The 26941-nt window shown below is 37.6% G+C and carries 20 protein-coding genes; 19 read left to right on the top strand and 1 reads right to left on the bottom strand.

All coding sequences use genetic code 11. The features are described from left to right. Positions 1 to 90: 90 nt before the first annotated feature. The 16 genes from G4420_RS01145 to G4420_RS01070 all read left to right on the top strand — a co-directional run bounded on the left by G4420_RS01145 (position 91) and on the right by G4420_RS01070 (position 24187). Positions 91 to 3522 carry a SusC/RagA family TonB-linked outer membrane protein gene (locus tag G4420_RS01145; RefSeq protein ID WP_163321787.1) on the top strand — a complete coding sequence of 1144 codons (3432 nt, stop codon included), beginning with the start codon at positions 91 to 93 and terminating at the stop codon, positions 3520 to 3522. Between the two features lie 12 nt (positions 3523 to 3534). Further along, on the top strand, positions 3535 to 5346 hold the full coding sequence (locus G4420_RS01140; RefSeq protein WP_163321786.1) for a RagB/SusD family nutrient uptake outer membrane protein: 1812 nt from the start codon (positions 3535 to 3537) through the stop codon (positions 5344 to 5346). A gap of 487 nt (positions 5347 to 5833) precedes the next feature. After that, on the top strand, positions 5834 to 8038 hold the full coding sequence (locus G4420_RS01135; protein WP_163321785.1) for a glycoside hydrolase family 3 C-terminal domain-containing protein: 2205 nt from the start codon (positions 5834 to 5836) through the stop codon (positions 8036 to 8038). Between the two features lie 213 nt (positions 8039 to 8251). Next, positions 8252 to 8794, top strand: coding sequence for an RNA polymerase sigma factor (locus tag G4420_RS01130; RefSeq protein ID WP_163321784.1), 543 nt, complete (start codon positions 8252 to 8254; stop codon positions 8792 to 8794). A 429-nt stretch (positions 8795 to 9223) separates the two neighbouring features. Then, positions 9224 to 10564 carry an MFS transporter gene (locus tag G4420_RS01125; protein ID WP_163321783.1) on the top strand — a complete coding sequence of 447 codons (1341 nt, stop codon included), beginning with the start codon at positions 9224 to 9226 and terminating at the stop codon, positions 10562 to 10564. Between the two features lies 1 nt (position 10565). Beyond that, entirely contained in the window at positions 10566 to 11585 is a 1020-nt protein-coding gene (locus G4420_RS01120) for a glycoside hydrolase family 43 protein (protein ID WP_163321782.1), read from the top strand. A gap of 193 nt (positions 11586 to 11778) precedes the next feature. After that, the gene (locus tag G4420_RS01115) at positions 11779 to 12558 is read left to right on the top strand and encodes an MBL fold metallo-hydrolase (RefSeq protein ID WP_163321781.1); all 780 of its coding nucleotides are present in this window, start codon (positions 11779 to 11781) and stop codon (positions 12556 to 12558) included. Positions 12559 to 13080: 522 nt separating this feature from the next. Next, positions 13081 to 14067 (top strand): FecR family protein, encoded by a 987-nt coding sequence (locus G4420_RS01110; RefSeq protein ID WP_163321780.1) that lies wholly within the window; start codon positions 13081 to 13083, stop codon positions 14065 to 14067. Between the two features lie 107 nt (positions 14068 to 14174). After that, positions 14175 to 17564, top strand: coding sequence for a SusC/RagA family TonB-linked outer membrane protein (locus tag G4420_RS01105; protein ID WP_163321779.1), 3390 nt, complete (start codon positions 14175 to 14177; stop codon positions 17562 to 17564). An 11-nt stretch (positions 17565 to 17575) separates the two neighbouring features. Then, complete coding sequence (locus G4420_RS01100) at positions 17576 to 19315, top strand: RagB/SusD family nutrient uptake outer membrane protein (RefSeq protein WP_163321778.1); 1740 nt, start codon at positions 17576 to 17578, stop codon at positions 19313 to 19315. Positions 19316 to 19413: 98 nt separating this feature from the next. Next, positions 19414 to 20784 (top strand): glycoside hydrolase family 27 protein, encoded by a 1371-nt coding sequence (locus G4420_RS01095; RefSeq protein ID WP_163321777.1) that lies wholly within the window; start codon positions 19414 to 19416, stop codon positions 20782 to 20784. Positions 20785 to 21131: 347 nt separating this feature from the next. Next, positions 21132 to 21977 carry an RteC domain-containing protein gene (locus G4420_RS01090; protein WP_163321776.1) on the top strand — a complete coding sequence of 282 codons (846 nt, stop codon included), beginning with the start codon at positions 21132 to 21134 and terminating at the stop codon, positions 21975 to 21977. Between the two features lie 332 nt (positions 21978 to 22309). Then, a complete protein-coding gene (locus tag G4420_RS01085) occupies positions 22310 to 22570 on the top strand; it encodes a hypothetical protein (protein ID WP_163321775.1) in 261 nt (86 codons plus the stop codon). Positions 22571 to 22741: 171 nt separating this feature from the next. Further along, complete coding sequence (locus G4420_RS01080) at positions 22742 to 23038, top strand: helix-turn-helix domain-containing protein (protein WP_163321774.1); 297 nt, start codon at positions 22742 to 22744, stop codon at positions 23036 to 23038. Beyond that, positions 23035 to 23538, top strand: a complete 504-nt coding sequence (locus G4420_RS01075; protein WP_163321773.1) for a hypothetical protein — start codon at positions 23035 to 23037, stop codon at positions 23536 to 23538. Before G4420_RS01080 ends, G4420_RS01075 begins: the two co-directional genes overlap by 4 nt. Next, positions 23462 to 24187, top strand: a complete 726-nt coding sequence (locus tag G4420_RS01070) for an ATP-binding protein (RefSeq protein ID WP_246241508.1) — start codon at positions 23462 to 23464, stop codon at positions 24185 to 24187. The genes G4420_RS01075 and G4420_RS01070 overlap by 77 nt, the downstream gene beginning before the upstream one ends. Positions 24188 to 24204: 17 nt before the next feature. Here the strand turns inward: G4420_RS01070 and G4420_RS01065 are convergent, their stop codons facing one another. After that, positions 24205 to 24738, bottom strand: a complete 534-nt coding sequence (locus G4420_RS01065) for a GNAT family N-acetyltransferase (RefSeq protein WP_163321772.1) — start codon at positions 24736 to 24738, stop codon at positions 24205 to 24207. Between the two features lie 1103 nt (positions 24739 to 25841). On the opposite strand from G4420_RS01065, the gene G4420_RS01060 reads away from it, so the two are divergent. From G4420_RS01060 to G4420_RS01050, 3 genes are all read left to right on the top strand, one after another. Then, complete coding sequence (locus G4420_RS01060; protein ID WP_163321771.1) at positions 25842 to 26204, top strand: hypothetical protein; 363 nt, start codon at positions 25842 to 25844, stop codon at positions 26202 to 26204. After that, positions 26119 to 26538 carry a DUF4134 domain-containing protein gene (locus G4420_RS01055; RefSeq protein WP_449390401.1) on the top strand — a complete coding sequence of 140 codons (420 nt, stop codon included), beginning with the start codon at positions 26119 to 26121 and terminating at the stop codon, positions 26536 to 26538. The genes G4420_RS01060 and G4420_RS01055 overlap by 86 nt, the downstream gene beginning before the upstream one ends. Before the next feature lie 105 nt (positions 26539 to 26643). Then, entirely contained in the window at positions 26644 to 26940 is a 297-nt protein-coding gene (locus G4420_RS01050) for a DUF4133 domain-containing protein (protein WP_163321769.1), read from the top strand. Position 26941: the final 1 nt, after the last annotated feature.

Here is a 26941-nt window from a genome sequence, read left to right as displayed (position 1 = left end):
AGGTGCGGACACACCGAACGGCTTAACTTGTCTTGAATTATTTGGTGAGAATTACGTCACCAGTAACTATTAATCAAAACATTCAAATTTATGAAAAAAAAGAGTATTAATACTTTTCTGCGATGTAGAGAGGTGAAAAAAGTATTATTAATTATGAAACTAACAACCATATTTATACTGATTGGGTTGATGCAAGTTTCGGCTACGGTATATTCGCAGGTAACTAAATTCAACTTTAATGTAGAAAATAAACAAATAATTGATGTATTGAAAGAAATTGAAGAAACAAGTAATTTTCGTTTTTTCTACATACGAGAACAGATTGATGTTGAGCGTCGTGTCTCAATAGAATCTCATAATGCAACTATTGAAGCTCTTCTCAATGAAATATTTTCAGAAGAAGATATTTACTATAAAATTCTTGATGACGATTTGGTAATACTAAGTCCTCAAAAAAAACGTATAGAAAATAGCTCTGAGAAAAGAGTAACACAACAAAATACTATTGTTGGTACAGTTAAGGATGTAAACGGACAACCACTTCCCGGAGTAACAATTGTTGTAAAGGGAACAACACTAGGGACTGTAAGTGACAATGAGGGTGGATACTCTATATCTAACGTTGCCAATAATTCAATATTAGTGTTTTCTTTTGTTGGAATGAAGTCTCAGGAAATCGAAATTACAGGAAGAAACGTTATAAATGTTATCCTAGAAGAAGAAAGTTTCGTAATTGGAGACGTTATCACTGTTGGATATAAGACTCAAAAAAGAACTACAATGACAGGTTCTGTAAGTGTGGCAAGTGGGGAGGAATTGTCATCAGCCCCTGTAAGTACTGTTACTGGTGCATTAGCAGGTAGAATGGCAGGTGTGACAATGAGATCAACCAATGGTCAGCCAGGTTATGATGATCCAACTATTTACATAAGGGGGGTCTCTACTACAGGAAATCAAGCACCACTGGTTGTTGTCGATGGGGTTCCAAGGAGTAATATGAGACAAATTGATCCAAATGCGATTGAGTCAGTTACTATATTAAAAGATGCATCATCTGTTGCACCTTATGGAATTGGAGGAGCAAATGGCGTAATATTAATCACAACAAAACAAGGAATTAAGAGTGCGCCAAAATTAACTCTGAATTCTTATTATGGAATACAAACTCCAACATATACCCCAAATGTTTTGAACGCTGTTGATTATATGAAATTGCGTAATGAAGCTCTATTAAATGAAAATCCAGGAACTACGGAATTAGATTTTGATCAAGAAATTATTGATAATTATGCCAATTTGCATGCACAGGATCCAGATGTTTATCCTGATGATGATCCATACAGTCTGGCAAATTTTAATACTCCTATACAAAATCATAATCTTCAGTTGGAAGGAGGTTCCGATTATATTACATATTTTGCTTCCTTGGGATATTTGCAACAAGATGGTTTGTTCGATCAAGTAAATTATAATAGAATTAGTTATACACTAAATACCAAATCAAAGGTAACTAATTCGACTAGTGTCATATTTAATATTATCGGGGCTGTAGAAAAATATAATGACCTAGATGTACAAACTTCCTCTGCAAGTGTATTTAGAGATCTATATAAATTAGTACCAACCGTACCACTCTATTATTCAAATGGATTGTGGACTGAATATGGAGGTAGTTCTCCTGTAGGGGCCGTAAATTCAGGTGGTTACTCAGTCAATAATCAATATACGATATTAGGGACTCTAGGGGTAGAGCAGGAATTATCTTTTATCAAAGGATTAAAGTTTAGTGGAAAAATTAGTTGGGACATTAGAAACAGTTTTGAAAAAGGATGGCATATCCCATTCAAATACTGGACATTGGATACATCCACAGATCCTTACACATTTGATGAACAAATCAATACGCATTGGGGGCCTTACACTTATTTAAATCAAGAAGATACACGCAGATTATTTAAAACTTATCAAGGTGTATTAAATTATAATAATACGTTTGGCAAACATGAGGTATCTGGCTTGTTAGTTGCAGAAGCAAGAGAAACCGAAACTTCGACCTTGGGAGCACGTAGAGATCAATTCAATGTGAATGTTGATGAAATGAGTATGGGACCTTCGGATAGATCTTATTTCGATAATTCAGGAATGTCTTTTGAGAGTAAACAGCTTGGTTTTGTATATCAACTTGGGTATGTGTTTGATCAAAAATATATTATCGAGGCTACAGGAAGATATGATGGCCATTATTATTTTGCTCCTGGTAAGAGATGGGGATTTTTCCCCGCATTCTCTGGTAGCTGGAGGATTTCAGAAGAAAAATTCATGGACAATATTGATTTCGTATCTAATCTGAAATTAAGAGGATCCTGGGGTAAATCAGGAAATCTCGCGGGATCTGCTTATCAATATTTATCAGGTTATCTTCTCGAGGGAAATCGCTATGCATTAGGGAGTGGATCGATGCTACAGTCCGTTCGACAAACACAAGAAGCAAATCCAAATATAACATGGGAAGTCTCTAAAAAAAGCAATATAGGAATCGAAGCTAATCTATGGAACAGTTTGTTATCAATTGAATTGGATTATTTCCATGAAAATCGATCAGGAATGTTGTTGCCACCTAATGTGACTGTTCCTTTAGAATATGGTATTTCTCTTGCAGATGAAAACGCGGGAAAAATGGAAAATAGAGGAATTGACGTGGTACTGGGATCCCGTTATAAATTCGATAATGGTTTAAGTCTTAATATTCAAGGAAATTTAAGTTATTCCCACAATAAAATGATTGAAGTATTTGAGACAAACGCCACATATAATAATCCTAATAGAAGAAGGACAGGTAGACCTTACGGCACGCAGTTTGGGTACGAATCATTGGGACTATTTTCTTTAGAGGATGATGTAAATGGAGATGGAATTATTAACGGTGAAGATGGATACGATATTACGCAATTTGGAACTTTACGTCCCGGAGATATAATCTATAAGGATGTTAACGGAGATAAAGTTATTGATGCTAATGATGAGGTAGAGATAGGATATCCGCAATACCCTTTATTAATATATGGCTTAAATCTGGGAACGGAATGGAAAGGCTTTGATCTCAATTTATTCTTTCAAGGAGCGGGTATGTTTTCAATTAGTACACAAGATTTTCATACTGTACCTTTTTTGAATAATAACAGTAATGTTGATTATGAATATTTTGAAAATCGTTGGACCCCAGATAACCAAAATGCTGATTATCCAAGAGCAAGTCCATCATCGAATCCTAATAATCACGGTCAATCTACAGATTTTTGGCAACGAGATGTCAATTACTTGAGATTAAAAACAGTAATATTAGGTTATACTTTACCTGAAAAATTCACGCAGAATGTGGGGATTGACAATGTAAGAGTATATGCATCAGCAGAAAACCTATTAACCATAAGTAATTTAAAATGGTTAGACCCAGAGTTAGGATCAGCAACAGAATATCCTAATATGAAATCTATAAATTTAGGTGTAAAGGTAACATTCTAAAACTCCAGAATTATGAAAAAAATAAAAAATATATTTGTGTTAACAGGATTAATGATAGCGATATTACTTCCTATCTCTTCTTGTGATACGGAAAATTATCTTGAGACAATTGATAAATCAAATCTTAACGATGCCACAATTTGGACAAGTGATCAAAATGCAGACCTTTATTTATTAGAATGTTATAGAGATCTTGCCCAGAAGAGTAGTGAATCAGACAACCTTGATAATTTTACTGACGACAATGATGCAGCCTTTTATTATACTTCTTGGAACTGGCGGGGAGGTACAGTGCATGCCAATACAAATAACTATAGCATTTGGTTTGGCCAATCAGGACCAGCATGGGATGCAAATTGGCCGGGGACATATGAGAAGATACGAAGGCTAAACACTTTTATTCAAAAAGTTAATGAAAATGCTGAAAGTTTATCAGCTGAATGGGTGGCTCAACGAATTGATGAGGCTCGATTTTTAAGAGCATTTCAATATAGTGAATTATTTTATCGAATTGGAGGTCTATCAATAATTGAAGTGCCTCAAGATAGAACGATAATGGAAGAAGATGAACTTCTTATTCCCCGTAGTACGTTTGAAGAGACTTATAACTATATTGTGAATGAATTAACAGATATCATAAACAATGAGAACCTTCCTGTAAAATATACTTCAGGAGAAGCTGATGCCGGCAGAGCAACTCTCGGTGCCGCTCTTGCTCTAAAAGGATGGATTCAGTTATTTGCAGCAAGTCCTGCATATAATTCGGAAGATCCAGCAATCCCTCGTAGTTCTGATAACCTTCAGAGTTTTGCGGAAGCTGATCATAGCAGGTATACTGCTGCTGCTGAAACTAATAAAAAATTTATTGAAACATTTGGTCATAAGGGATCAGGGGAATATGATTTATTTTCCGATATGACTAAATTCTGGTACGAGGCGAATGAATATAATAAAGAAGTTATTTTTGACAGGCAGCAAGTTGCTGTTACTATGCCTAACTTGTTTCATCGGTATGGAGGAGTTGTTTGGTTGCTTGATGGATATATGTGCTGGGGAAACTATTGCCCAACACAGGAAATTGTCGATCAGTATATGATGGAAAATGGATTGCCTATTGAGGATCCTAACTCGGGGTATGACCCTCAAAATCCATACGTTGGAAGAGAAAAGCGATTTTATAATTTTATTGTTTACGATGGAGCACCATATAAACAAGATTGGATGCCAAAGACTGATACTGTTTATACAAGAATTGATTTGGTCAATCCATCTAAAAATGAAATTGATTTTGGAGGAGATGATGTATCAAATACAGGATATTATTTGAAAAAAAGAATTCCTCCCAATAGTATCCCGGGATCAAATACATCTGGACAAAACTATGTTTATTACAGGTATGCAGAAGTGCTGTTAAATTATGCGGAAGCTCAGAATGAAGCCGTAGGGCCGGATGCTTCAGTATACGATGCAATTAATTATCTGCGAGCACGTCCTAGCACTAATCTCCCACCTTTAGAAGAAGGATTGAGCCAAGATGAAATGCGTGAAATAATTCGCAGAGAAAGGCGAGTAGAGCTACATTATGAAGGTAAAAGACTTTTCGATATATGGCGTTGGAAAATTATGATGGATGTAATGAACAAACCTTTACATTCTATGGTAATTCGAAATTCCGTTCCTGAAAATAATAGTGGAAAATGGATTTATACTCCTACAGCATTGGAAAGTCATCCACATTCTGTTAGTCAAAAACAGTATTTTAATCCTATACCTCAGGAAGCAATTGACCGGAATCCTAAGTTAATACAAAACTGGGGGTACTAATATTATCGAAGAACCAAATTTAATCAATTGGTTTGATGTTATTTATGTAGCATATTGATAAAAGCCAGAAACTCACCTTCCTTGTTAGACATAGTTTTATGTTTGGAAGGTGAGTTTAATATCACATTATTAGGAATTTCCTGCAAATAAATTTTAAAAGAGTGTTTAATGTCTCGCCATCGAGTTAATCCGGTTAATTAATTATAGACTAAAACGCAATTAGAATAATTGGTTTTAATATGAATGGATTTAACTGGATTGTCTGGTTAATGAACTAATGAATTATCTTTTATTTCAGCGTGTTTTTCAGGTATATACAATAATAACGTAATGTAAAACTTATGAATATCTTTTATCGCTGATTTGATAATCTATAGAATGAATAGGAGATATCACAAATAAAATTAGTAACAAAAGGAAAGGTTGGTTTTAGTATTAAGTTTCTAATGTGTGGTAACAATGTAAAATTAATTTATTTAAGAAGAGAATGAAAAAAGTAATATTACCTGTAATTTTAATACTGTTTGTAGTGCTTAATATTAATGCACAAGAAAAGGGTGAGACTGAGTTTTTATGGTTGGATACTTCATTGCCTATTGAAGAAAGGATTGAGGCATTAATTTCAGCAATGACTGTTGATGAAAAAATTACGCAACTTGTAAATGCCAATATTGCCATTCCTCGTCTGGGAATCAAGGAATACGACTGGTGGAATGAATGTCTTCATGGAGTGGCGCGAAATGGACGAGCAACAGTCTTTCCTCAAGCGATAGCTCTTGGGGCAACTTTTGATACTACACTAGCCTATCGAGTTGCTACTGCTATTTCCGATGAGGCTCGAGCCAAATTTAATATTGCACAAAGTTTAGGAAATTATAATCGCTACGCTGGATTAACATTTTGGACACCAAATGTGAATATATTTCGTGATCCAAGATGGGGACGTGGTCAGGAAACATATGGAGAAGATCCTTTTTTAACTTCCAGAATTGGAGTCGCTTTTGTGAAAGGTCTTCAAGGAGATGATGAGAAATATCTGAAGACAGCTGCCTGTGCCAAACATTATGCAGTTCATTCGGGCCCTGAAGAATTAAGACATGAGTTTAATGCAGAAGTAACACCTAAAGATTTATGGGAAACTTATCTGCCTGCTTTTGAAGCTTTAGTAAAAGAAGCAAAAGTTGAGGCAATTATGGGAGCTTATAATCGTACAAATGGTCAAGCTTGTTGTGCTAGTCCATTTTTGTTACAAGATATATTGATAGATCAATGGAAATTTGAAGGACACATTGTCTCTGATTGTGGTGCTATCCAAGATATATGGAAAGATCATCAGTTGTGTGAGACCCCAGAACAAGCTTCGGCAATGGCAATAAAATCAGGTCTAGATGTAAATTGTGGTATAGCCTTTGAAAGCCTAAAGAAAGCCCTCTCTAAAAAACTTGTTAACGAAGATGATTTGGATAATGCGTTATGTGATTTATTACGAACAAAATTCCGGTTGGGCTTTTTTGATAACAATGATGAGAATCCATACTCTAATATTTCATCAGAAGTTGTTGGATCTGATATACATCGAAAACTTGCTCTTGAAGAAGCGGAGAAGTCGATAGTACTTGTAAAAAATAGGAATCAGATTCTTCCATTAGAGAATAATTTGAAGAATGTCTTTATTACTGGTCCTCAGGCTGCTAATGAAGGAGTCTTACTTGGTAATTATTATGGTGTTAATAACAATACTGTCAACATCTTAGATGGAATTATTAGTAAGTTGGATTTAGGGACTACTGTAAATTATCGTTATGGTCAGCTTCCATATCAGAAAAATATTAATCCTATGGATTATGTGACTGAGGATGCGGCTTCAGCTGATGTTTGTATTGCCGTCTTGGGACTCAGTGGTCTTGTTGAGGGAGAAGAAGGTGACGCCATTGCCTCGGACTTTAAAGGGGACAGGAAATATTTACATCTTCCACAAAGTCAAATAGAATTCATAAAGAAAATTAGGTCATATGGAAAAGAAAAACCTCTAATAGTTATTATTACAGGTGGATCCCCAATTGCAATTCCCGAAATTTATGAACTTGCTGATGCTGTCTTGTATGTATGGTATCCTGGACAAGAAGGAGGTACTGCTGTAGGAAATGTATTGTTTGGTGATGCTGTTCCTTCAGGGCGTTTGCCGTTTACAATTCCTAAGTCGGTTGATGATTTACCTCCCTATGAGGATTATTCTATGAAAGGCCGTACATACAAATATATGACAAAGGAACCTCAATTCCCATTTGGATTTGGACTATCTTATTCAACTTTTGAGTATTCTGATTTAAAAATTGATTCTGTTTTTGAAGATCAAATAACAGCTTCTGTTACTGTAACAAATCTAGGAGAGTATGATGCGGAGGAAGTTGTGCAGTTGTATGTGTGTTCTCCTATTGCGGGGAATGGTGATCCTTTGTACTCATTAAGGGCATTTCAACGTGTTTCAGTTCCTTCTGGTCATGCAAAGATTGTTGTGTTTAATCTTGATCGAGAGTCTTTCAGTGAAGTTGACAATGATGGTAAGCGTGTATTTAGAGATGGAGAATATAAACTATGGGTTGGAGGATCTTTACCAGGAGAAAGAAGTGTATTTCTTGGAGCAACAAAATGTTTGGATACAAGTATTGATATAATGAAGCTTATTAAATAGTGAGCAAATCTGACTACGGTAATTATTGGGGTCTTTGATTGATATTAAGGAACCCAATAATTTCGTTTGTTAAAAATTTAACAAGATTTGGATTGATATATAACATTATCCATTGATAGTAAGATGTATGAAAAGTTTGTTCAGGTAACTACCAATAAATTTGAATATCAGATCCTCTGATGAAGAATATAGTAAAATAATTATTTGACTATAATGACAGTTAATAACGACGAGGAACTTATCAGGAAAATTAGACGTAACGATTATTTAAGTTTTAATCATCTATTTGAAAAGTATTATAGTTGTTTATGTAAATTCGTATTTGACATGATAAAAGATAAGTTAGCGTCGGAAGATCTTGTTCAAGAATTATTTATAAAGTTGTGGAATAATAGAAGGTCATTAACAATTGATCAAAATGTTGCCGCATATTTATATCGTGCCTCACGTAATTCAGCACTAAATTATATTCGGAATGAGAAAAACCGAACAAAAATCATTGGCGAAATTATAATCAATAATCAAGCACAGTTTTATGAGCCAATGGTTGAAAAGGAGTTTCTCATGATTGTTGAAGAATGTATTAATAATCTTCCTGAAAGATCTCGAGAAGTGTTTAAGATGAGTCGTTTTGAAGAATTAACCCAAAAAGAGATTTCAGAAAGATTGAACATCTCTGTGAAGACTATCAAAAATCAAATTTGGAAATCGTTATTTTACATAAGGTCTTGTCTGAAATTAAAAGATGCTATTTAATTAAAGTTAACCCAGTTGTATTTAGGTGAAGCAATTAAATATAACAAATCATAAGTGTCCGATTAATTTATAGGAGCTGAGATTTGAAGGATTAGCTATGATCACTAGAATATATTCTATAGCTTATGGATGTCCTAAAAATAGGAGAGATGATGATTGTCCATTCTTGGAAATAGATCATTTTTCTTTTAAAGAAAAGATTGAATGGATTAATGGACTAAATGATGAGGATAAGGAAACTATTTTAAAGCATCATTCAATTTGTACAAAAAAGAAAATAATTAAATAAGGAAGTAAATAGGGTTAATCCTGAAAGGTTTCTCTCCATGTTGTAGATTTGTTCTGCACACAAAATCACAAGATGAAAAAAATTATAGAAATAAAATTTAGTAATCCCGACTATAGTCGGATAATAGTGATAACAAATCAATGAAAGCTCAAAAACTAAGCGTACTTGAAAAAATCGGCTATGGCTCGGGCGATGCTGCCGTAAATGTGGTTATCTCCTCCATGTTCCTCATCATTACATATTTTTACACCGACATTTTTGGGCTGAAACCAACCGATGTGGCCCTTATGTTTTTACTGGTTCGTTTGATTGATGCCGTTAGCGATCCGCTTATGGGACTGATTACCGACAAGTATAAATTTAAAGGAGGCCGGTTCAGACCGTATTTCCTGTACCTCTCAGTTCCGTTTGGTATCTCGGTTTTTCTTACGTTCACTACGCCGGGTTTTGATTACGCCGGAAAATTGATTTATGCATACATCACTTACATTTTTGTAACGTTGATGTTCACTTCGGTTACTATTCCGTATATCTCGCTCATCGGGGTATTAACAAACGATCCGCAGGAACGCTTATCGGCCAACGGTTACCGCCTTTTCTTTGCAAAAGTTGCCGCGTTTATGGTGTCGATTGTGGTTCCTATTCTGGCCGAAAAACTAGGACGGGACGACATGGGACGAGGATATCAGCTGGCCATGGGATTAATGGCGCTTATGGGAACCCTGCTGTTTTTATTCAGCTACTTTACTACACGCGAGCGTATCGAGCACGTTGTAGATAAAACACCTTTCTTTCAGCAGTTAAAATACCTGGTGAAAAACGACCAGTGGCTTATTTTATGGGGCTCTTGCCTGTCGGGTACTGTTGGTTATGTAATTCGCAGTTCGGTGGCTATCTTTTATGCAAAATATTACCTTGGAGGCGATGCAAGTATGCAGTCGACATTTATGGGAACCGGTGTGGCAGCCGCCATTTTAGCTATGCCGTTATCAACGCTAATCACCAAACGTTTTTGTAAAGTGAAACTGTTTTGGATGTCGCAACTTGGAGTAGGTGTACTTAGTGTACTGATGTTTATTTTGGTAAAACCGAATCCCGACAGTGTACTGCTGGCTTATGTGCTCTATTTTATCCTGTCGCTGGTGGTTGATGTGCATGCGCCGGTTTTCTGGTCGGCCATTGCCGAAGCGGTTGACCACGGACATGCCGAAACCGGCAAACGTGTTTCAGGATTGGCATTCGGCGGTATCTCTTTCGCTCAGAAAGCGGGTATGGGAATTGCCGGTGCAGTGGTTGGTCTGTTGCTCGATGCCTTTGGTTATATCCCCGATGTGGTTCAAACAAAAGCAGCACTTACCGGGCTGGCACTTATGCTCACTTTAATTCCGGGTATTTTCCACGTTATCAATGGCTTGTTGATCTACCGTTATAAAATCACCGACAAATATTACGAAACGATAAAAGCAAAAATTCATATCTAAGATGGATACTACAGCTAAAAATGCACCATTGGTTGAGCAACGCGCCGATCCGTTTGTGTACAAACATACCGATGGATACTACTACTTTACCGGCTCGGTACCAACCTACGATCGCATCGAATTACGAAAAAGTAAAACGATTGCCGACTTGAAAAATGCCCAAACTTTCGATGTATGGTTTAAGCACGAAAGCGGCCCGATGAGTCGCCATATTTGGGCACCCGAAATTCATTACCTCGATGGCAAATGGTATGTTTACTTTGCTGCCAGCGAAGAAGAAGACATTTGGGCTTTGCGTCCGTATGTGTTGGAATGTCAAGGTCAGGATCCGTTAAACGACGAGTGGGTTGAGTTGGGACAAATGCAGCCTGCCGACGGCGATGAGAAAACATTTATCGACTTTTCGCTGGATGGTACGGTATTCGAGAATAAGGGAAAACGCTATTTCTGCTGGGCCGAAAAAACCGGCGGGCAGTTTGCCGCATCCAACTTGTACCTGGCTGAAATGGAATCGCCAGTTAAGCTGAAAACTGTGCAGTTTATGCTTACCACACCCGATTACGACTGGGAAAGAATCGGTTTTTGGGTGAACGAAGGACCGGCCGTAATAAAGAATAAAGGCAAAATCTATATCACCTTTTCGGCAAGTGCAACAGGTGCTTGTTATTGTATGGGACTGATGGAAGCTGATGAAAATGCCGATCTGCTGGACCGCAATTCGTGGAAAAAATCGAGATACCCGGTATTGGAAACCGATTACGAAAAGAAAATTTACGGACCGGGACACAACTGTTTTACCGTGGCCGAAGACGACCTTACGCCGCTTTGTATCTATCATGCGCGCGATTACGAAAAAGCTGTTGGCGATCCGGCAGTTGTTCCTGCAAGCGATACCCGACCGCTGGAAGAGATTGTTGCGGATCCGTTATACGATCCTAACCGTCATGCTCGGGTGATGGAAGTACAGTTCGATGCCGACGGAAGACCGGTACTTCTGTTCAAAAGTCCTAAAACTGTTTAGTTGGTTGATAATACTCTTAATGAAACTAACGTTAAGAATAAAAGAAGAAATAAACAACATGTCCTGCTATTTTAGAGACTTTATAAGCTTCTCTAGACTGTTATGGCTTTTGATAGTGAGATTATAGAATGTGATTCGAGATAGTGGATCTTAAAATGAAAAATATAAACGATAACAAATTAAATCTGTATAAATGATACATAATAACAAGGTTGATTGGTTTACAATTGAAAAAATCGATGAAAATACGTCAATTATAAGTGAATACAAACATTGGGAAGAAACGCATTGTTATTTGTTGAATGGAACGGAACGTTGTTTACTAATTGATACAGGACTCGGGGTAGGAAATATTTGGGAACAAGTGCAAAAATTGACGGATAAGCCAGTTACGGTAGTCACAACACACGTACATTATGACCATTTTGGAGGACATGAATATTTCTCTGATTTTTATGTACATGAGGCAGAAACTGAATGGATAAACGGAGGATTTCCCTTGTCAATAGAACAGGTTAAAGGCTTCCTGTTGGAAAAGCCATGCGAATTTCCAGAAGATTTTAATATTAATAATTACCATCTGTTTAAAGGAGCACCGACAAGAGTATTGAAAGATAATGATACAATTGAATTAGGAAAACGAACGATCCAAATATTACACACTCCCGGACATTCTCCAGGCCATTTATGTTTTTACGAAAAGGATAAAGGCTATTTATATACGGGAGATTTAATCTATATTGGTGAATTGTTTGCATTTTTTCCTTCAACAGATCCAATTGCTTATATGAACTCGATCAAGAAGTTATTGGCGTTATCGGTAAAAAAGATTCTACCTGGACATCATGATCTTAAAGTTCCAGTGTCGATTATTGAAGATATGGACAAGGCTTTTTGCAGATTATATGAAAATGGGAAATTGAAACATTCCAGTTTAACATATAGATATAAAAATTTCTCAATAAAACTTTAAAAGTAGCGGAACATTAAAGTGCCTTATTTTTAGGTTGTTAAATTAATTGCTTCTACAAATTGATAGAATTTATAATTTGTAGGTCGCAAATCAGGTTCTCTCACAAACTATCATCATTTTAAAGATTAACCACAAGCGAAATATTATAAATATTTTGCGAATATTGATACTTAAGTTTTGGAGAACAATAGCTACTTGGTTTATGGTTATATATATGTAATTAGTTTTATGGGTATTAAAAATTACTCGGATCTTTAAGATTCAAGAAAATATGCAACACATATTTTATGGTATTCTGCTATTTAATATTCATTTATGATAAATACACCAGATCAGACGAACCCTAGACAATTTGGAGTCAAATCACATCAGACAGTTACGTTGAAGATTAGCCGTTCAGATTTATTTTGATTTTGAATGGTATATATGTGTAAGAGATTCCGGTATAATTATTTAAAAAAAAGATGAATACTAAATAGGACCTTCTGGAATCACACGTGTCAAATAATAAAGTAATAGATTATGCCAACAGATAGTAAAATAGGAAATACAATTATCGATTATTTATTAAAAGAGGAATCGGTAATTTATGAAGATAAGATGAATACATGGTTGGATGAGTCAATAGAAAACAAAACAAAACTTAACGAATTCAAAACAATTTGGAGAACGGTTGATACACTTTGCATTTCTAAACAATTTAACGTAGAAGAAGGTTGGATTAAAGTTAATCAATCTATATTTAATCAAGTAGTCATAATGGGAGTAAGAAAAGATGTTGTTTTTTCGATAGCAGCAATGACTGCAATACTTTTGATTATTCTGGGCTTCTTATTTCTATCAAATCCATCAGTTAAGTTAAATAATAGAATTGAACTGGCGACATCGTACGGGAACCAAACAGAATCTGTTTTACCTGATGGAACAAAAGTATATCTGAATAGTGGCTCCAATTTATCTTACCATTATAATGATAAAGATAAAATAAGGGAGGTTGAATTTAATGGAGAAGCATTTTTTGAAGTAGCTAAAAATGAAAAGCCTTTTGTAATTGAAACTAATGGAGGAATGAAGATTGAAGTGTTAGGTACAAAATTCAATCTAATGGCTTATTGTGATGATGAAAATATTATAACCGCGTTGATAGAAGGGAAAGTTGAGATAAGTAATCAGGACGGGCAAAAGGTACATGTGTTGCCTGGGCAAATCGTAGAATTTGAGAAAGAAACAGAAAATATGAAGATGATCCCCGGTAATGCAAATCTGAGTAGTGCATGGCGAGAACACAAAATTTATCTAGACAATTCATCACTTGCGGCAATCACTAAAATATTAGAGAGGATGTATGACGTTCAAATTTATTTTAATCCTCCCGAGATTGGAGAGCAGATTCATTATACTGGTGTACTTCAAGAAGAGACAATAATAGATGTTTTAAACGCACTTAAAGAATTGAGTGACATTTGTTTTAAACAAAAAGGAAAGGAAATAATAATAATGTCTAACTGAATTAGTGATAATGAAATACGGGAAATTATACTGCATTTCCCGTATTGAGATAATTAACATCTAATGCTACCAACATTAGATTTTTATAATTAAAATCAAACAAATTTATGAAAAAAAATTATGAATTTGGAAAGTCACTTGGTGCACTCTTCCGAAAGTTAGTATTAATTTCTACACTAACTTTAGTCCTAATCCAACTATCCATTATTTGTGTAAATGCATCAGTTTATTCGCAAAACACAAAACTAACATTGGAAATGAAACAAGCCTCGATAAAAGAGGTTCTTGAAAAAATTGAACTACAGTCAAACTTCAGGTTTATTTATCAAAACGAGAAACTTGATATGGATAAACGAGTGGATGTCTATGTTACAAACCAAACAGTTGAAAGTATATTAACGCTGTTGTTTGAAAAAGGTGAAGTTGAATATTCAATCACAGAAAGTAATCTGATATTGATAAAACCAAAGCAAACCAAGAGTACAATTTCCTCAAATCAGACCACTGAAAGGCAGGGTACTATTTTTGGGAAAGTTACAGACGAATTTGGCGAACCGTTGCCCGGCGTAAGTATTGTTATTAAAGGAACCGTAAAGGGAACCGTTACCGATTTTAACGGAGCCTATTCAATCGAGGCATTGCCAGAAGATGTTTTACAATTTTCGTTTGTTGGAATGCTTTCGCAGGAAATACCTGTTGGAAGCCAAACCGCCATTGATGTAATAATGAAAGTTGATGCGATTGGTCTCGAAGAGGTAGTTACCATTGGTTATGGTACGCAAAAAAGGACTACAGTAACAGGTTCTGTAGTATCGAGCAAGGGCGAAGACATTTTAAAGACACCGGAGCCAAACATTGCAAATACACTTATCGGACGTTTGCCCGGATTGATTACAAATAACCGCTCGGGTGAACCGGGGTATGAAAATACTGAAATATTAATTCGTGGTAGAAGTACTTTGGGCGATAACAGTCCGCTTATTGTTGTTGACGGAGTTGCCGATCGTGCAGGAGGTTTTGATCATATTGATGCAAACGACATTGAAAGTATTTCTGTTTTGAAAGATGCATCGGCTGCAATTTACGGATCAAGGGCTGCAAACGGTGTAATTTTGGTTACTACCCGTCGCGGACAGAGTGGAAAACCAACAATAAGCCTGAGTTCAAATTTCGGAATCAGGCAGCCAACAGTTATTCCTGAGATGCTGAATTCGGCTGATTATGCAGTTGCTTTGAATGAAATTGAAACGAATATTTATGGTCGTAGCCCAATGTACACGGATGAACAGATTGCTAAATTCAGAGACGGTTCGGATCCAACAAGTTATCCTAATGTTGATTGGATGGACGAAACATTGCGCACTTTTGCACCTCAAACTCAACACAACCTATCAATCAGAGGTGGTACCGAAAGAGTAAAATATTTCCTTTCAACAGGTTATCAATACCAGGATAACTATTATAAAAAAAGTGCCAGTAATTACAAGCAGTACAACCTGCGTTCGAATATCGATGTGCAGGCAACCGATTATTTAAAGTTGTTCGCTAATATTTCGCTTCGTCAGGAAAATCGTAATTCACCACACTACGGTTCTGAAGCAATTTGGCGTTACCTTGTTAAAGGGGACCCGCGTGTGAATATCAGATGGCCGGAAAATGGCTTGCCTGTTTTAGCGCCGCAAGATGATTTTAATCCTGTAACTTGTGCCAATGGTGAAATGGGTTACCAGGCAAACAAACGTTCGTATGTGAATATCGATTTAGGTTTTAACCTTGATTTAGCATCAGTAACCGAGGGCTTGTCGCTTGATGGAGGTTTGTATATCGACCGTTCTGATAATTTCTACAAACACTTCCAAAAAGCTTTCTTCCTATATGGATATGATATTAATACCGATGAATATTTTCCTCGTCAGTACGGGCCAAACAATGCGGCTTTAAACGAAGATATGAGCCAAAACCTTGGAATTACTGCCAACATCAAGTTAAATTATAAAAGAACCTTCAACGATATTCATAGTGTGTCGGCATTTGTTGCTTATGAGCAATACGAAAGTAGATACGACTATTTATATGGTAGAAGACAAGATTTTGTATCCACCTCAATTGAAGAATTATTTGCAGGTGATGAGAATACGGCTTTAAATAATGGTAGTGCCAGCGAAACCGGGCGAATGAACTATTTTGGTCGTTTCGACTATGGTTTTAAAGAAAAATACCTGGTTCAGTTTAACTGGCGTTACGATGGTTCTGAGAACTTCCCAAAAGGAAATCGTTTTGGATTCTTTCCAGGAGCATCTGTAGGATGGCGTATATCTGAAGAAAATTTCTGGCAAGATAATCTCTCTTTTATTGGCTATTTTAAGCTGAAAGGATCGTGGGGACAAATGGGTAACGACAGAATTAGCAAATACCAGTATTTAACCACTTATACTTTTGGTGACAATGCCACTTTAGGCGGAAGTTCTCCTGAATCGCAAGTGGGTATTACACAGGTGAGAACTGCAAATCCTAACGTAAAATGGGAAGTTGCAACAACATCAAATATTGGTTTCGAAAGTAGATTTCTGGATAACTTTAGTTTCGATTTTGATTTGTTTAAAACCAAACGCGAAGATATTCTGGCTAACGGCGCATCGTATGTGCCCGATTATACCGGACTTTCATTGCCTGCAGAAAATATTGGTGAGTGCGAAACAAAAGGACTTGAAGCCGTTTTGGGCTACAACAAAAATTTCGGAGAGTTAAACCTGGCAGCCAGTACCAACTTCTCGTATGCAAAAAGTAAAATCCTTTATTTCGACGAACCTGAAACCATGCTTGAGTGGCAAAAACAAACTGGTAAATCAATTGGTGCCAACTGGCTTTTATACGAGGCAATTGGCGTATTCAGTACGCAGGAAGAGCTAGATAATACTCCACACCTGAGTAATGCACAGGTTGGGGATCTGATTTTCAGAGATGTGGATGAGGATGGTACTATTGATGGAAATGACAGAATTCGTCCGGATAAAACTACCACTCCTGAGATTGTATACGGACTTAACGTGGGATTGAATTATAAAAACTGGGATTTAAGTATGCTTTGGCAAGGAGCCACTAATGTCTGGCAATATGTGTTCTTCGAATCAGGAGGTATTGGTAACTTTACCCAGGACTTCTTCGATAACAGGTGGACAGAAAATAATATTAATGCAGATTACCCAAGAATTTACGACCGTCAAGTAACTTCTTCTGCACAGAAAAATACTTTTTGGCTGAAAGATGCCAGCTACCTTCGCTTAAAAAATATTGAGCTTGCTTATAACCTTCCGTCAACAGTTACCAGACGTTTACCATTTAGCAATGTACGTGTGTTTGGCAGTGCGTCTAACTTGTTAACAATTACTGAACTGAATGATGTCGATCCGGAAACAACCGAGGGTTCTCAAGGCTTTGCCGCATGGAGTACTCCACAGGCAAGGGTATTTAATTTTGGACTAAACATAACTTTTTAAATTAAGCAACTATGAAGAATAACATTAAAATTCTATACCTACTTGTAATGACTATTTCTCTTTTAGCTTCTTGTCGTGAGGAGGATATATTAGATAAAAGTCCCCTGACTGAAATATCTGAAGCAGATGTTTGGACCGATCCTGCACTTGTTGAATCATTTGTAAATGCTCGTTACAATAAAATTGGCCATGGATGGGCAGAATCATGGCAAAGTTCAGTAGTTGATGAAAGTTACCTTACCTGGTCCAGAGGTTGCGAACCTTATACTCAGGGTTATGTTAGTGCTACCGATTTGGGCCGTATGAATGGTGCCTGGTGGGGTTGGGATAACCGTGCCTGGAGTACTGTTTGGGGTAATATTAGCAACTGTAATATGTTTTTTGAACGTGTTGAAGGAGTTGAATTTGCCGACGAAGCCTTAAAGAACAGGCTGGTTGGAGAAATGACCTTTATCCGCGCCTTAATGTATTTCGATCTGGTTTCACGTTGGGGAGCTATGCCAATTATTACTGATGCATATACATTGGCCGACCGGGAAGAATTTTTGAATGTAGAAAGAGATACCTATAAAGAGAATGTTGATTTTATCGTTTCGGAGTGTGATAAAGCGGCAGAATTATTGCCTGGATCTTATAGTGGATCAAATATAGGTAGAGCTACAAAAGTTGCTGCTTTAGCTTTAAAATCAAGAATGCTTTTATATGCAGCCAGTCCACTGATGAACCAGTCAGGAGTAAACGAATTGGTAGGATATCCGTCGCCAGATGCAGATAGATGGCAAAAAGCTTCTGATGCGGCAAAGGCCTGTATCGATGCAGCCCTGGAAAACGGTTATGCATTATATGATAATTATGACGATGTGAAAACAAATTACACTCAGTTATTTCTAGATTGTGGAAATAGCGAAGTACTGTTTGATCGTCAGGGAGGTTCAAGTTCTGATGGCTTAAACTTATCATATCTTGATCAATCAAATGGCCCAAACGGTTATGGACAGTGGGGAGGAAACACACCAGTTGCCGAATTGGTTGATGACTTTGAAATGGCAGACGGTACTAAATTCAACTGGTCGAATCCGGATCACAGTGCCAATCCTTATGCTAATCGCGACGCACGTTTGTATGCAGCGATACTTTCTGATGGCGATGAGTGGATGGGCAGAGAAGTAGAAACTTATTTAATTGCTGATGAGTCAGGAACAATTGTAAGTGGAGGAAAAGATACCCGTTACGGACAAGATAACTGGAATGCCAGTATTACAGGGTATAATATTCGCAAATTCATGGACGAAACTTACCAGACAAACAGCTGGAACTTCCCTAATCCCAAAAACTGGATTTGGTTTCGTTTAGGCGAACAATACCTAAATTATGCTGAAGCTTTGTATCAGCAAGGCCTAGAATCGGAAGCACGTGAGGCTTTAAATGTTATCAGAAATAGAGCTAAAATGCCTGATGTAAAGGACTCAGGAGATGAACTTTGGCAACGCATAGTAAATGAACGTCGTGTAGAGCTGTGTTTCGAAGAACATCGCTATTTTGATGTTAGAAGATGGATGATCGCCGAAGATGTATTGAATAGGAATGCAACAGGAGTTGAAATTGTTTTAAATCCTGATGGAACAAAAAAATATACACCTGGAATTTTGGTTGAACAGCGACAATTTAATGCCCCGGCTATGTATTGGATGCCAATTCCTAAAAGTGAAACGGATAAGAATCCGAATTTTCAACAGAATCCAAATTATTAATGAAATATAAAAAACGTGCCTGATTTCAGGTACGTTTTTAATCGCTCAATACACTAAGATTATTGATCTATCCTTATTAAACTAAAAAAAGATCAAATATGAAAAATCTAAAATTAATCACATTCATTTTGTTGTACTCGGCATTTTCCTGTACAACAAATCAACTGCCAGAACCTTTTGCCAAAGGTGAGTTTAAAAACTGGGCCGAAACACCACCAATGGGGTGGAACAGTTGGGACTGCTACGGACCAACCGTTGAAGAACATGAGGTAATAGCCAATGCCGACTACATGGCTGAAAATCTGAAGGATTATGGCTGGGAATACGTTGTGGTTGATATTCGTTGGTTTGTTGAGAACGACAAAGCCGGAGGTTACAACCAAACCGATCCAATTTATGTAATCGATGAATACGGACGTTACCAACCTGCCGTAAACCGTTTCCCGTCGGCTGCCGATGGAAAAGGTTTTAAAGAGCTGGCCGAATATGTGCACGGCAAAGGATTAAAGTTTGGTATCCATATTATGCGCGGTATTCCCAAAGTGGCAGTTGAAAACAAATTGCCGATTTTAGGAACCGACGGAATCACTGCTGATCAGATTTATACAACCGAATTGCAGTGCACTTGGTTACGAGATAATTATACCATTGTTGCCGACAAACCAGGTGCGCAGGAGTATTACAATTCGATTATGAATATGTATGCCGGATGGGGCGTTGATTTTATTAAGATCGACGATTTGTCGCGTCCGTACCACCAGGGGGAAATTGAACTGATCCGTAACGCCATCGACAATTGTGGCCGCCCGATCGTGTTGAGTACATCGCCTGGTGCAACGCCAATTACGGCAGCCGATCATGTGAAAAATCATGCTAATATGTGGCGTATGGTTGATGATGTTTGGGACACCTGGCATCATTTCACCAACCTCATAAAAGTGTGCGAACAATGGTATCCGCACATTGCTCCCGGCACCTGGCCAGATTGCGATATGATTCCGCTGGGACGTATTTCAATTCGTGGCGAACGTGGTGAAGATCGTATGACGCGCCTTACACCTGATGAGCAATATTCGTTAATGACCTTGTTTACCATTTTTAAATCGCCACTGATGTTTGGCGGTGATTTGCCAAGTAACGATGATTTCACCCTGTCGTTACTAACAAACGAAGACGTGCTGAAAATGCATCGCGAAAGCACCGATGTAAAACAAATTTTCCATGATGAAAGTAAAGTGGGTATCACGTCAAAAAACCCAAATACAGGAGAAATTTACCTGGCTTTGTTCAATATTTCAGAAGAAGAATATCAAAATGTTGGAGTTGATTTGATACAGCTAGACATTACAACCTCATGTGCTATTAAGGATATGTGGTTAAATCTTGAATTAGGTGAATTCTCTGAATCATTTAGTCAAAAACTGAAACCACATTCCTGTGGTTTATATTGTATAAAAGGAAACAGATAAAACAGAAGAGGGCAGAAATAATCTCTTCTAATATTTATCTCACTATTATTTACTCAATATAAAGGATAGGAAAATTTATTTAAATATATTAACAATTAGAACGAGGTCCGTCTTGTTGTAGAAAAAAAATAGTCTGAAAATCCACACTCAAATGTAGATAGAGAAAGCTTTCATAATTGATATCTATAACTAGAAGTATCCCCAGGAGATGAAATATTCTTCTGGGATTCTTATTAACGTCAAAATAAGGAGATGGGATGAGACATTAAGAAACTTTTATCTTGATATGATTACAGTGTTTTAAATTAAGAATGGAATAACTGTATTTGTATTAAAACTTTATAGCTATGAAGTACCCAACATACAATGAATTAATCAAACAACTTGATAAAGAGTTATCTTTCTTGGAAATCAATCCAGATTGTTTTATTGAAACGACGGAGAAAGCGATTGGAATGTGTAAAAGAGTTATGCTTAAGTTCCGGGAAATAGTTTTAGGTCAGGGTTTCTCAAACGAAAATGAAGAAATTAATTTCTTTAAACACATCAAGCCAAGCGTGTTTAGTAAGTTCATTTTTTATACTGAGGTTTTTGATATCGAATCAAATAGACCGGAAGAAGACATAAAAGCACAAATCAGGTACTTGAGAGATGAGCTGCAAAAACACTGTCGTGTTCAGAAAGAAGAAAAAGCTTTTTACCAATACTATAGAAGGAAAAGAACATCTTCAGATCATTTATATTTTTTGCGAGGTAACGGAGATCATCGAATTCATCTTGATCACATTCCCAATCATCTTGATCCCGAATTTTCCACAGGCTATGATAATACTTTGGCAAAAATTATGGCGTGTGAACTGCTTAAAAACTATATCGGTAATGAAATTCAGAAATTGAAAAGAAAGCAGAACTGGAATTCTGGAGAAAACAACAAATTTGTATCTAACTTGTATTGGACGAATCATAATGTCGATGCAGTGGAACTCGTGTATGCACTTTTTTTCGCAAAAGTTATTAATAATGGAAAGGCCAGTAAAATTGATATTGCACGTGCGTTTGAAAGAATCTTTAACCTGAAATTCAAGAATATTTATGGAACTTTTAAGGAAATTCAGGGACGAGCCGATCAAACGAGTTTTTTAAGGCATTTAATAGAAACCTTACAAAAGTATCTGGATGATCTGGAAGAATAATATTTGAGCTGTTTTGGGAAAGAAACATTTGAACATAAATAGCAATAAGCCGGAATTGAATTATCTTTGGCATGAAAATAAGATATACAAACACCCAGCAAAAAGGGTGTAAAACATAGTAATGATTTAGAGCGTTAGCTTTTATTCTTGACTTGAAAATCCGCTAAATTTTACAGTACAACAAGAGTATAAGTACAACGCCCACGTATTGCGTGGGACGTACTTATTTGTTGTACGGGTGTTTAGCGGCACCTCAAGTCAGATAATGTTATTGTCTCACGCTCTTTTTTTAATAAAATACCGTTAGGGACAGAACGGGATAATTATACAAAATGATATTTACTGAAAAGGATGTTGAGTACGCAGATTTAGTCGTACCATTTACCAAATGCCCATTGGGGGATCCTACAAAGGATTGTCCTTTTGCGGAATACTGGAAAATAGAGGATCAGGGACAGCGGATAAAGATAATAGACGAATTGCCTGAAGTAAAGCTGGACGAACTTAGAGTCTTTCATCACAAATGTCTTGCAATAAAAATTGAGAAGGCAAAGGAAAGAACATCACAGGTCTATAAAAATCAGAAAGTGTAGTGTTTCTTGAGATTTGCTTCAACCTGTTCTAATCGAGCATTTTAAGCAGGCAGGTATTGTCTCCTGTTAATAAAAAATGAATTCCTAGTAGGGAAAACATGGGGAATAAAATCCAGTTAGATTTTTCAAATTTGGCAAAACTCAATTTGTATCATTTAAAAACAAAAAGTTATGCCAACAGAAATTGTAACCACCGACGATCTTCGGGAATTCAAACTTGAATTACTCAAAGAAATCAAACTACTCTTTGCCGCTCATCACGGGCAACCCACAAAAAAATGGTTAAAATCTTACGAAGTAAGAAAGCTTCTGGGAATCTCTCCGGGAACCCTTCAGAACATGCGTATCAACGGGACACTGGCCTTTACCAAAATTGGCGGTGTAATCTTCTACGACAGCGAAGAAATCCAGAAAATGATGGTAGAAAACCGGGTGCATAATCGCTTTGACCTGGGCCGGAAAAAATGAATTATATCCGGCACCTGCGCGGTTTTTTCGACCACCTGGAAACAGATGCAAACATCACATCTCAGCACATCAGCCTGTATATGGCACTTTTTAACCTCTGGAACCTGAACCGCTTCAGGGATCAATTTGAAATCAACAGGCAGGATGTGATGGCCATGGCCCGGATCGGTTCAAAAACCACCTACTCGAAGTGTATGAAAGAATTGAACAACTGGGGATATATTCGGTATTCGCCGGGAGCTAACCGCTACCAGGTAAGCAAAGTTAGCTGTACCAGATTCGGGACCACTACCGGGACTGCTACTGGTACTGCTAGTGGGACCGCTACCGGGACTGCTACCGGGACCACTAGTGGGACACCTTTTATAAACTATATAAACAAGAAAAACAGTAAAGAAGATTCCTCCCAAAATTTGAAAAAAAATGGAAGAAAAAAACAAAACGGAAAAGTCAATCCCCTCCATGTCGAAACCGATAAAGATTATTCCGAACCCTTATAAGGAGATTGCCGGTTTTGAAAATGGGAAACATCAGTTTGGGTTCAAAGCCTGTAGAAAGTGGCTGGAAGACCTTGGGAAAAAAACTTACGGGTCGCAATTCCTGTTGTATCCTGAGGATTCGGAATTGCTTTACCGTTTGATTGTTTATGCCATTGAAGACAAAGAAGTAGCTGAAAAATGGAACCTGGACCTGAAAAAAGGTATTTTACTTACCGGCCCTATTGGTTGTGGTAAAACAACACTAATGAGCCTGGTAAAATATTTTTTTCAACACGGAAAGCAATTTCGGGTTGTATCCGCCCGCGATATCAGTTTTGAATTTGAAAAAGAAGGTTACAAGGTGATTAACCGTTACAGCAAAAATCCGGCAAACCTGACATATTCCAATCCCGTTCCAAACATTTATTGTTTTGATGATCTGGGAGTAGAACAGGTTCAAAAACACTACGGTAATGAATGCAATGTGATGGGGGAGATCCTGCTTAGCCGTTATGATCTTTTTGTTTCCAGAGGAATTCCTACACACCTGACCACCAATTTATCTGCCAGTGAAATAGAAGAAAAGTATGGCAACCGTGTCCGCAGCCGTATGCGTGAGATGTTTAACCTGATTGCATTTGACAAAAATGCCGGAGATAAACGGATATAATTGATATTGGCTACGGGTTAATCATAGTTGATTGGCCGTTTCATCATTATGTCTGTCTGCTTGTCATCACCCAACTGGAAAACATGCTTGTCGAATTCTGTAAATCCATTTTTCTTATAAAAGTGGATTGCCCGAGGATTTTCCTCCCATACCCCAAGCCAAATAAATTCTACGCCTTTTTGTACTGAAATCTCAATTGCTCTTTCATACAAAATTTGTCCAACGTTCTTTCCATGAAATTCTTTTAAGACATAAATACGCTCAATTTCAAGTGCATTTTTATCCGAATTTTCAGTCTGTGATTCTCCCCAGTTAACTTTAAGGTAGCCAACTACATTTTCATCGATAAGTGCAAAATAAAATGCCGAATTTTGGTCGGATAATTCAGTTTCCAGGTTTGATATGGAGAAGGAGTTGTCCAAATACTCTTGCATATTTTCGGTACTGTTACTGGCTTCAAATGTTTCTTTAAAAGTCTTTTTGCCAATCTCCTGCACCAAATGAATATCATCTGGTTTTACTTCTCTGATTTTTATATCGTGGGTTTTCATGACTTAGTTTGTTTTTCTCAAAAGGATAACTGATTATTTTCTGCAAGAAATGACAAATTTAGTATTACTGAACAAAACCATGAAAGTTGGAGCAGAATTTTGATCTTCCTATGCATCGGCCCATCATTCCGGCATGCTTAAGCAGCTCTGCTCATGATTCGCAGTTACTCGCTCTCCTTGTTATATCCCGGAATGAAAAGCCTTATGCACCCCACGGCAAGAGCCGGAATTCCGGTACGCTATGCTCAAGGCCTTACCCGGCATTCCCTTCACCCGCCCCGTATTTTCGTCCGCCCCTGATCTGCCCAAAGCGAAAACCCGGAACAGGCTCCGGTCAGCGCTTCCTTGTTTCGCTGAGCTTCCCTGCATTCCTGCACTTGCCATTAGCCTGCCCGCAATTAATAATTTTACAGGTAGTTTAGGTATTTTTCCAGTGCCCCGGCACATTCCCCTGACCGCCTGCAACGCTTCCTAAACCCGTTCGCCCACTCACGGGAAACGGTCGCTTGTTTCGTCGTTACAGGGAAAAGAGCCTTCAGACACCGCACGAAAAGAGCCATCCTTTTGTTTCACTCCAGTCCTGCACTTTTCTTTAGCCGCCCACAAATACAGCTTTACAGGTATTAATGAATTAACAGGTGGAAAAACCAAAAAGAAACCCAAGATCGCCGGCCTCCCCACAAAATCCACCCTGGGAAAAATGCAAGATCAAGATGAATGCCCCGGATTACTGATTTTACAGGTTTATTTTTCTGTATTTACCGGTTCCGTGGCAATCCTGCATTTTATCCACGGCCGTCAGTTTCATTGGTTTCTTTTCTTTTTTCCCTTTTTTCTTTTCTTTTGAGGGAAAGTTATTTTACTATTTAAAAACAATTGAAAGCATTTTAAATGCAATTGTTAATAGCATTTTCAATCAAAGCTTATTTCCCTCCAGATTCGAATAATTCTGATGATATAGAAGGAATTTATTTAACCATATAAAACACCCCAGTAGGGTGTTCATGGGGTGAAACTTAAGTTGAAGTCCATCACATTTGCAAAACCGGATAGGTGCAGAATACAATCCACCGGAAAGAAAAGAAACTTAAAACTTAAGGCAAATGTTTGGAATCAATCAAATTACCTGGTCAGAATTTTTATCCTTTCTCGCACTATGCTTATCAGCATGGTACTTGTTTCTAATTGTTTATTGCTGGTACAGATCAAAACATAAAGATAATGACCGGCACTTTGAAACAAGTGATACCGAAATTATTCCCGGAACAGGATTACAGCCCATCGCTGTTTATTCTCATGAACTTCCCTCAACGATTTTACCGGTAAATCCTGTCGAAAACCAGCGGGTTGAAGCATCGATGTATGAAGAGACCGGAATAGATGATGGAATGGCACTGGACCATTTTACACAAAAGAACCACCCAGCTCTGGCAGCTAAGATCGACGATTTTCAATGTCAACAATAATCCATTAAAAATTAAAATTATGAGAAAACAAATGCAGGCGATTTATCGCAGGGGCATGGCAGTAGTGGCTATGCTGATTTTGGGAGTGTATAACGTCATGGCACAAAGCTCGGCCGGGATCGATCAGGCCACCACAGAAGTAAACTCTTATGTGGATCCGGTTGCTAACCTGATTATTGCCATCGGGGCTGTAGTGGGGCTGATCGGCGGAGTACGTGTGTACATCAAATGGCAGAGCGGGGACCAGGATACTCAAAAGGCCATAATGGGCTGGTTTGGTGCCTGTCTCTTCCTGATACTGGTTGGTGTAGTTATTCGCTCATTCTTTGCTTAAAAAATTATCGGTGGGGAGAACCGGACAGTGTGACCAGAGTGTAATTGAGGGACGATCCTGTATCGTTCCTCAATCTTCCCTCACCTTTTAAATCAACGGATAACAATGAAAACTTACACCATTCAAAAGATCGATACCAACCTTTACATCAAAGGATTTTCCGGGCAGTTGGTTTACCTGGCACTGTACGGTATACTTATAACACTAATTGTATTTGTAGTGCTCTACATTGCTGCCGGAACCTTTGTTTCGGTTGCAGTTTGTGTACCCGCTTTTTTTGTCTGGCTGTACCGGCTGAACCGGATTCAGAAAAACTACGGACACCGGGGCTGGCATAAAAAACGCATTGCCCGCCAACTCCCGGAATTTATCACCATCAAACAACGCATTTATCAACACTGAT

The sequence above is a fragment of the Draconibacterium mangrovi genome (assembly GCF_010586825.1).
GTDB lineage: Bacteria > Bacteroidota > Bacteroidia > Bacteroidales > Prolixibacteraceae > Draconibacterium > Draconibacterium mangrovi.
Note: the sequence above shows the minus strand (reverse complement) of the source record. Positions and strands in the feature narration are given on the sequence as shown.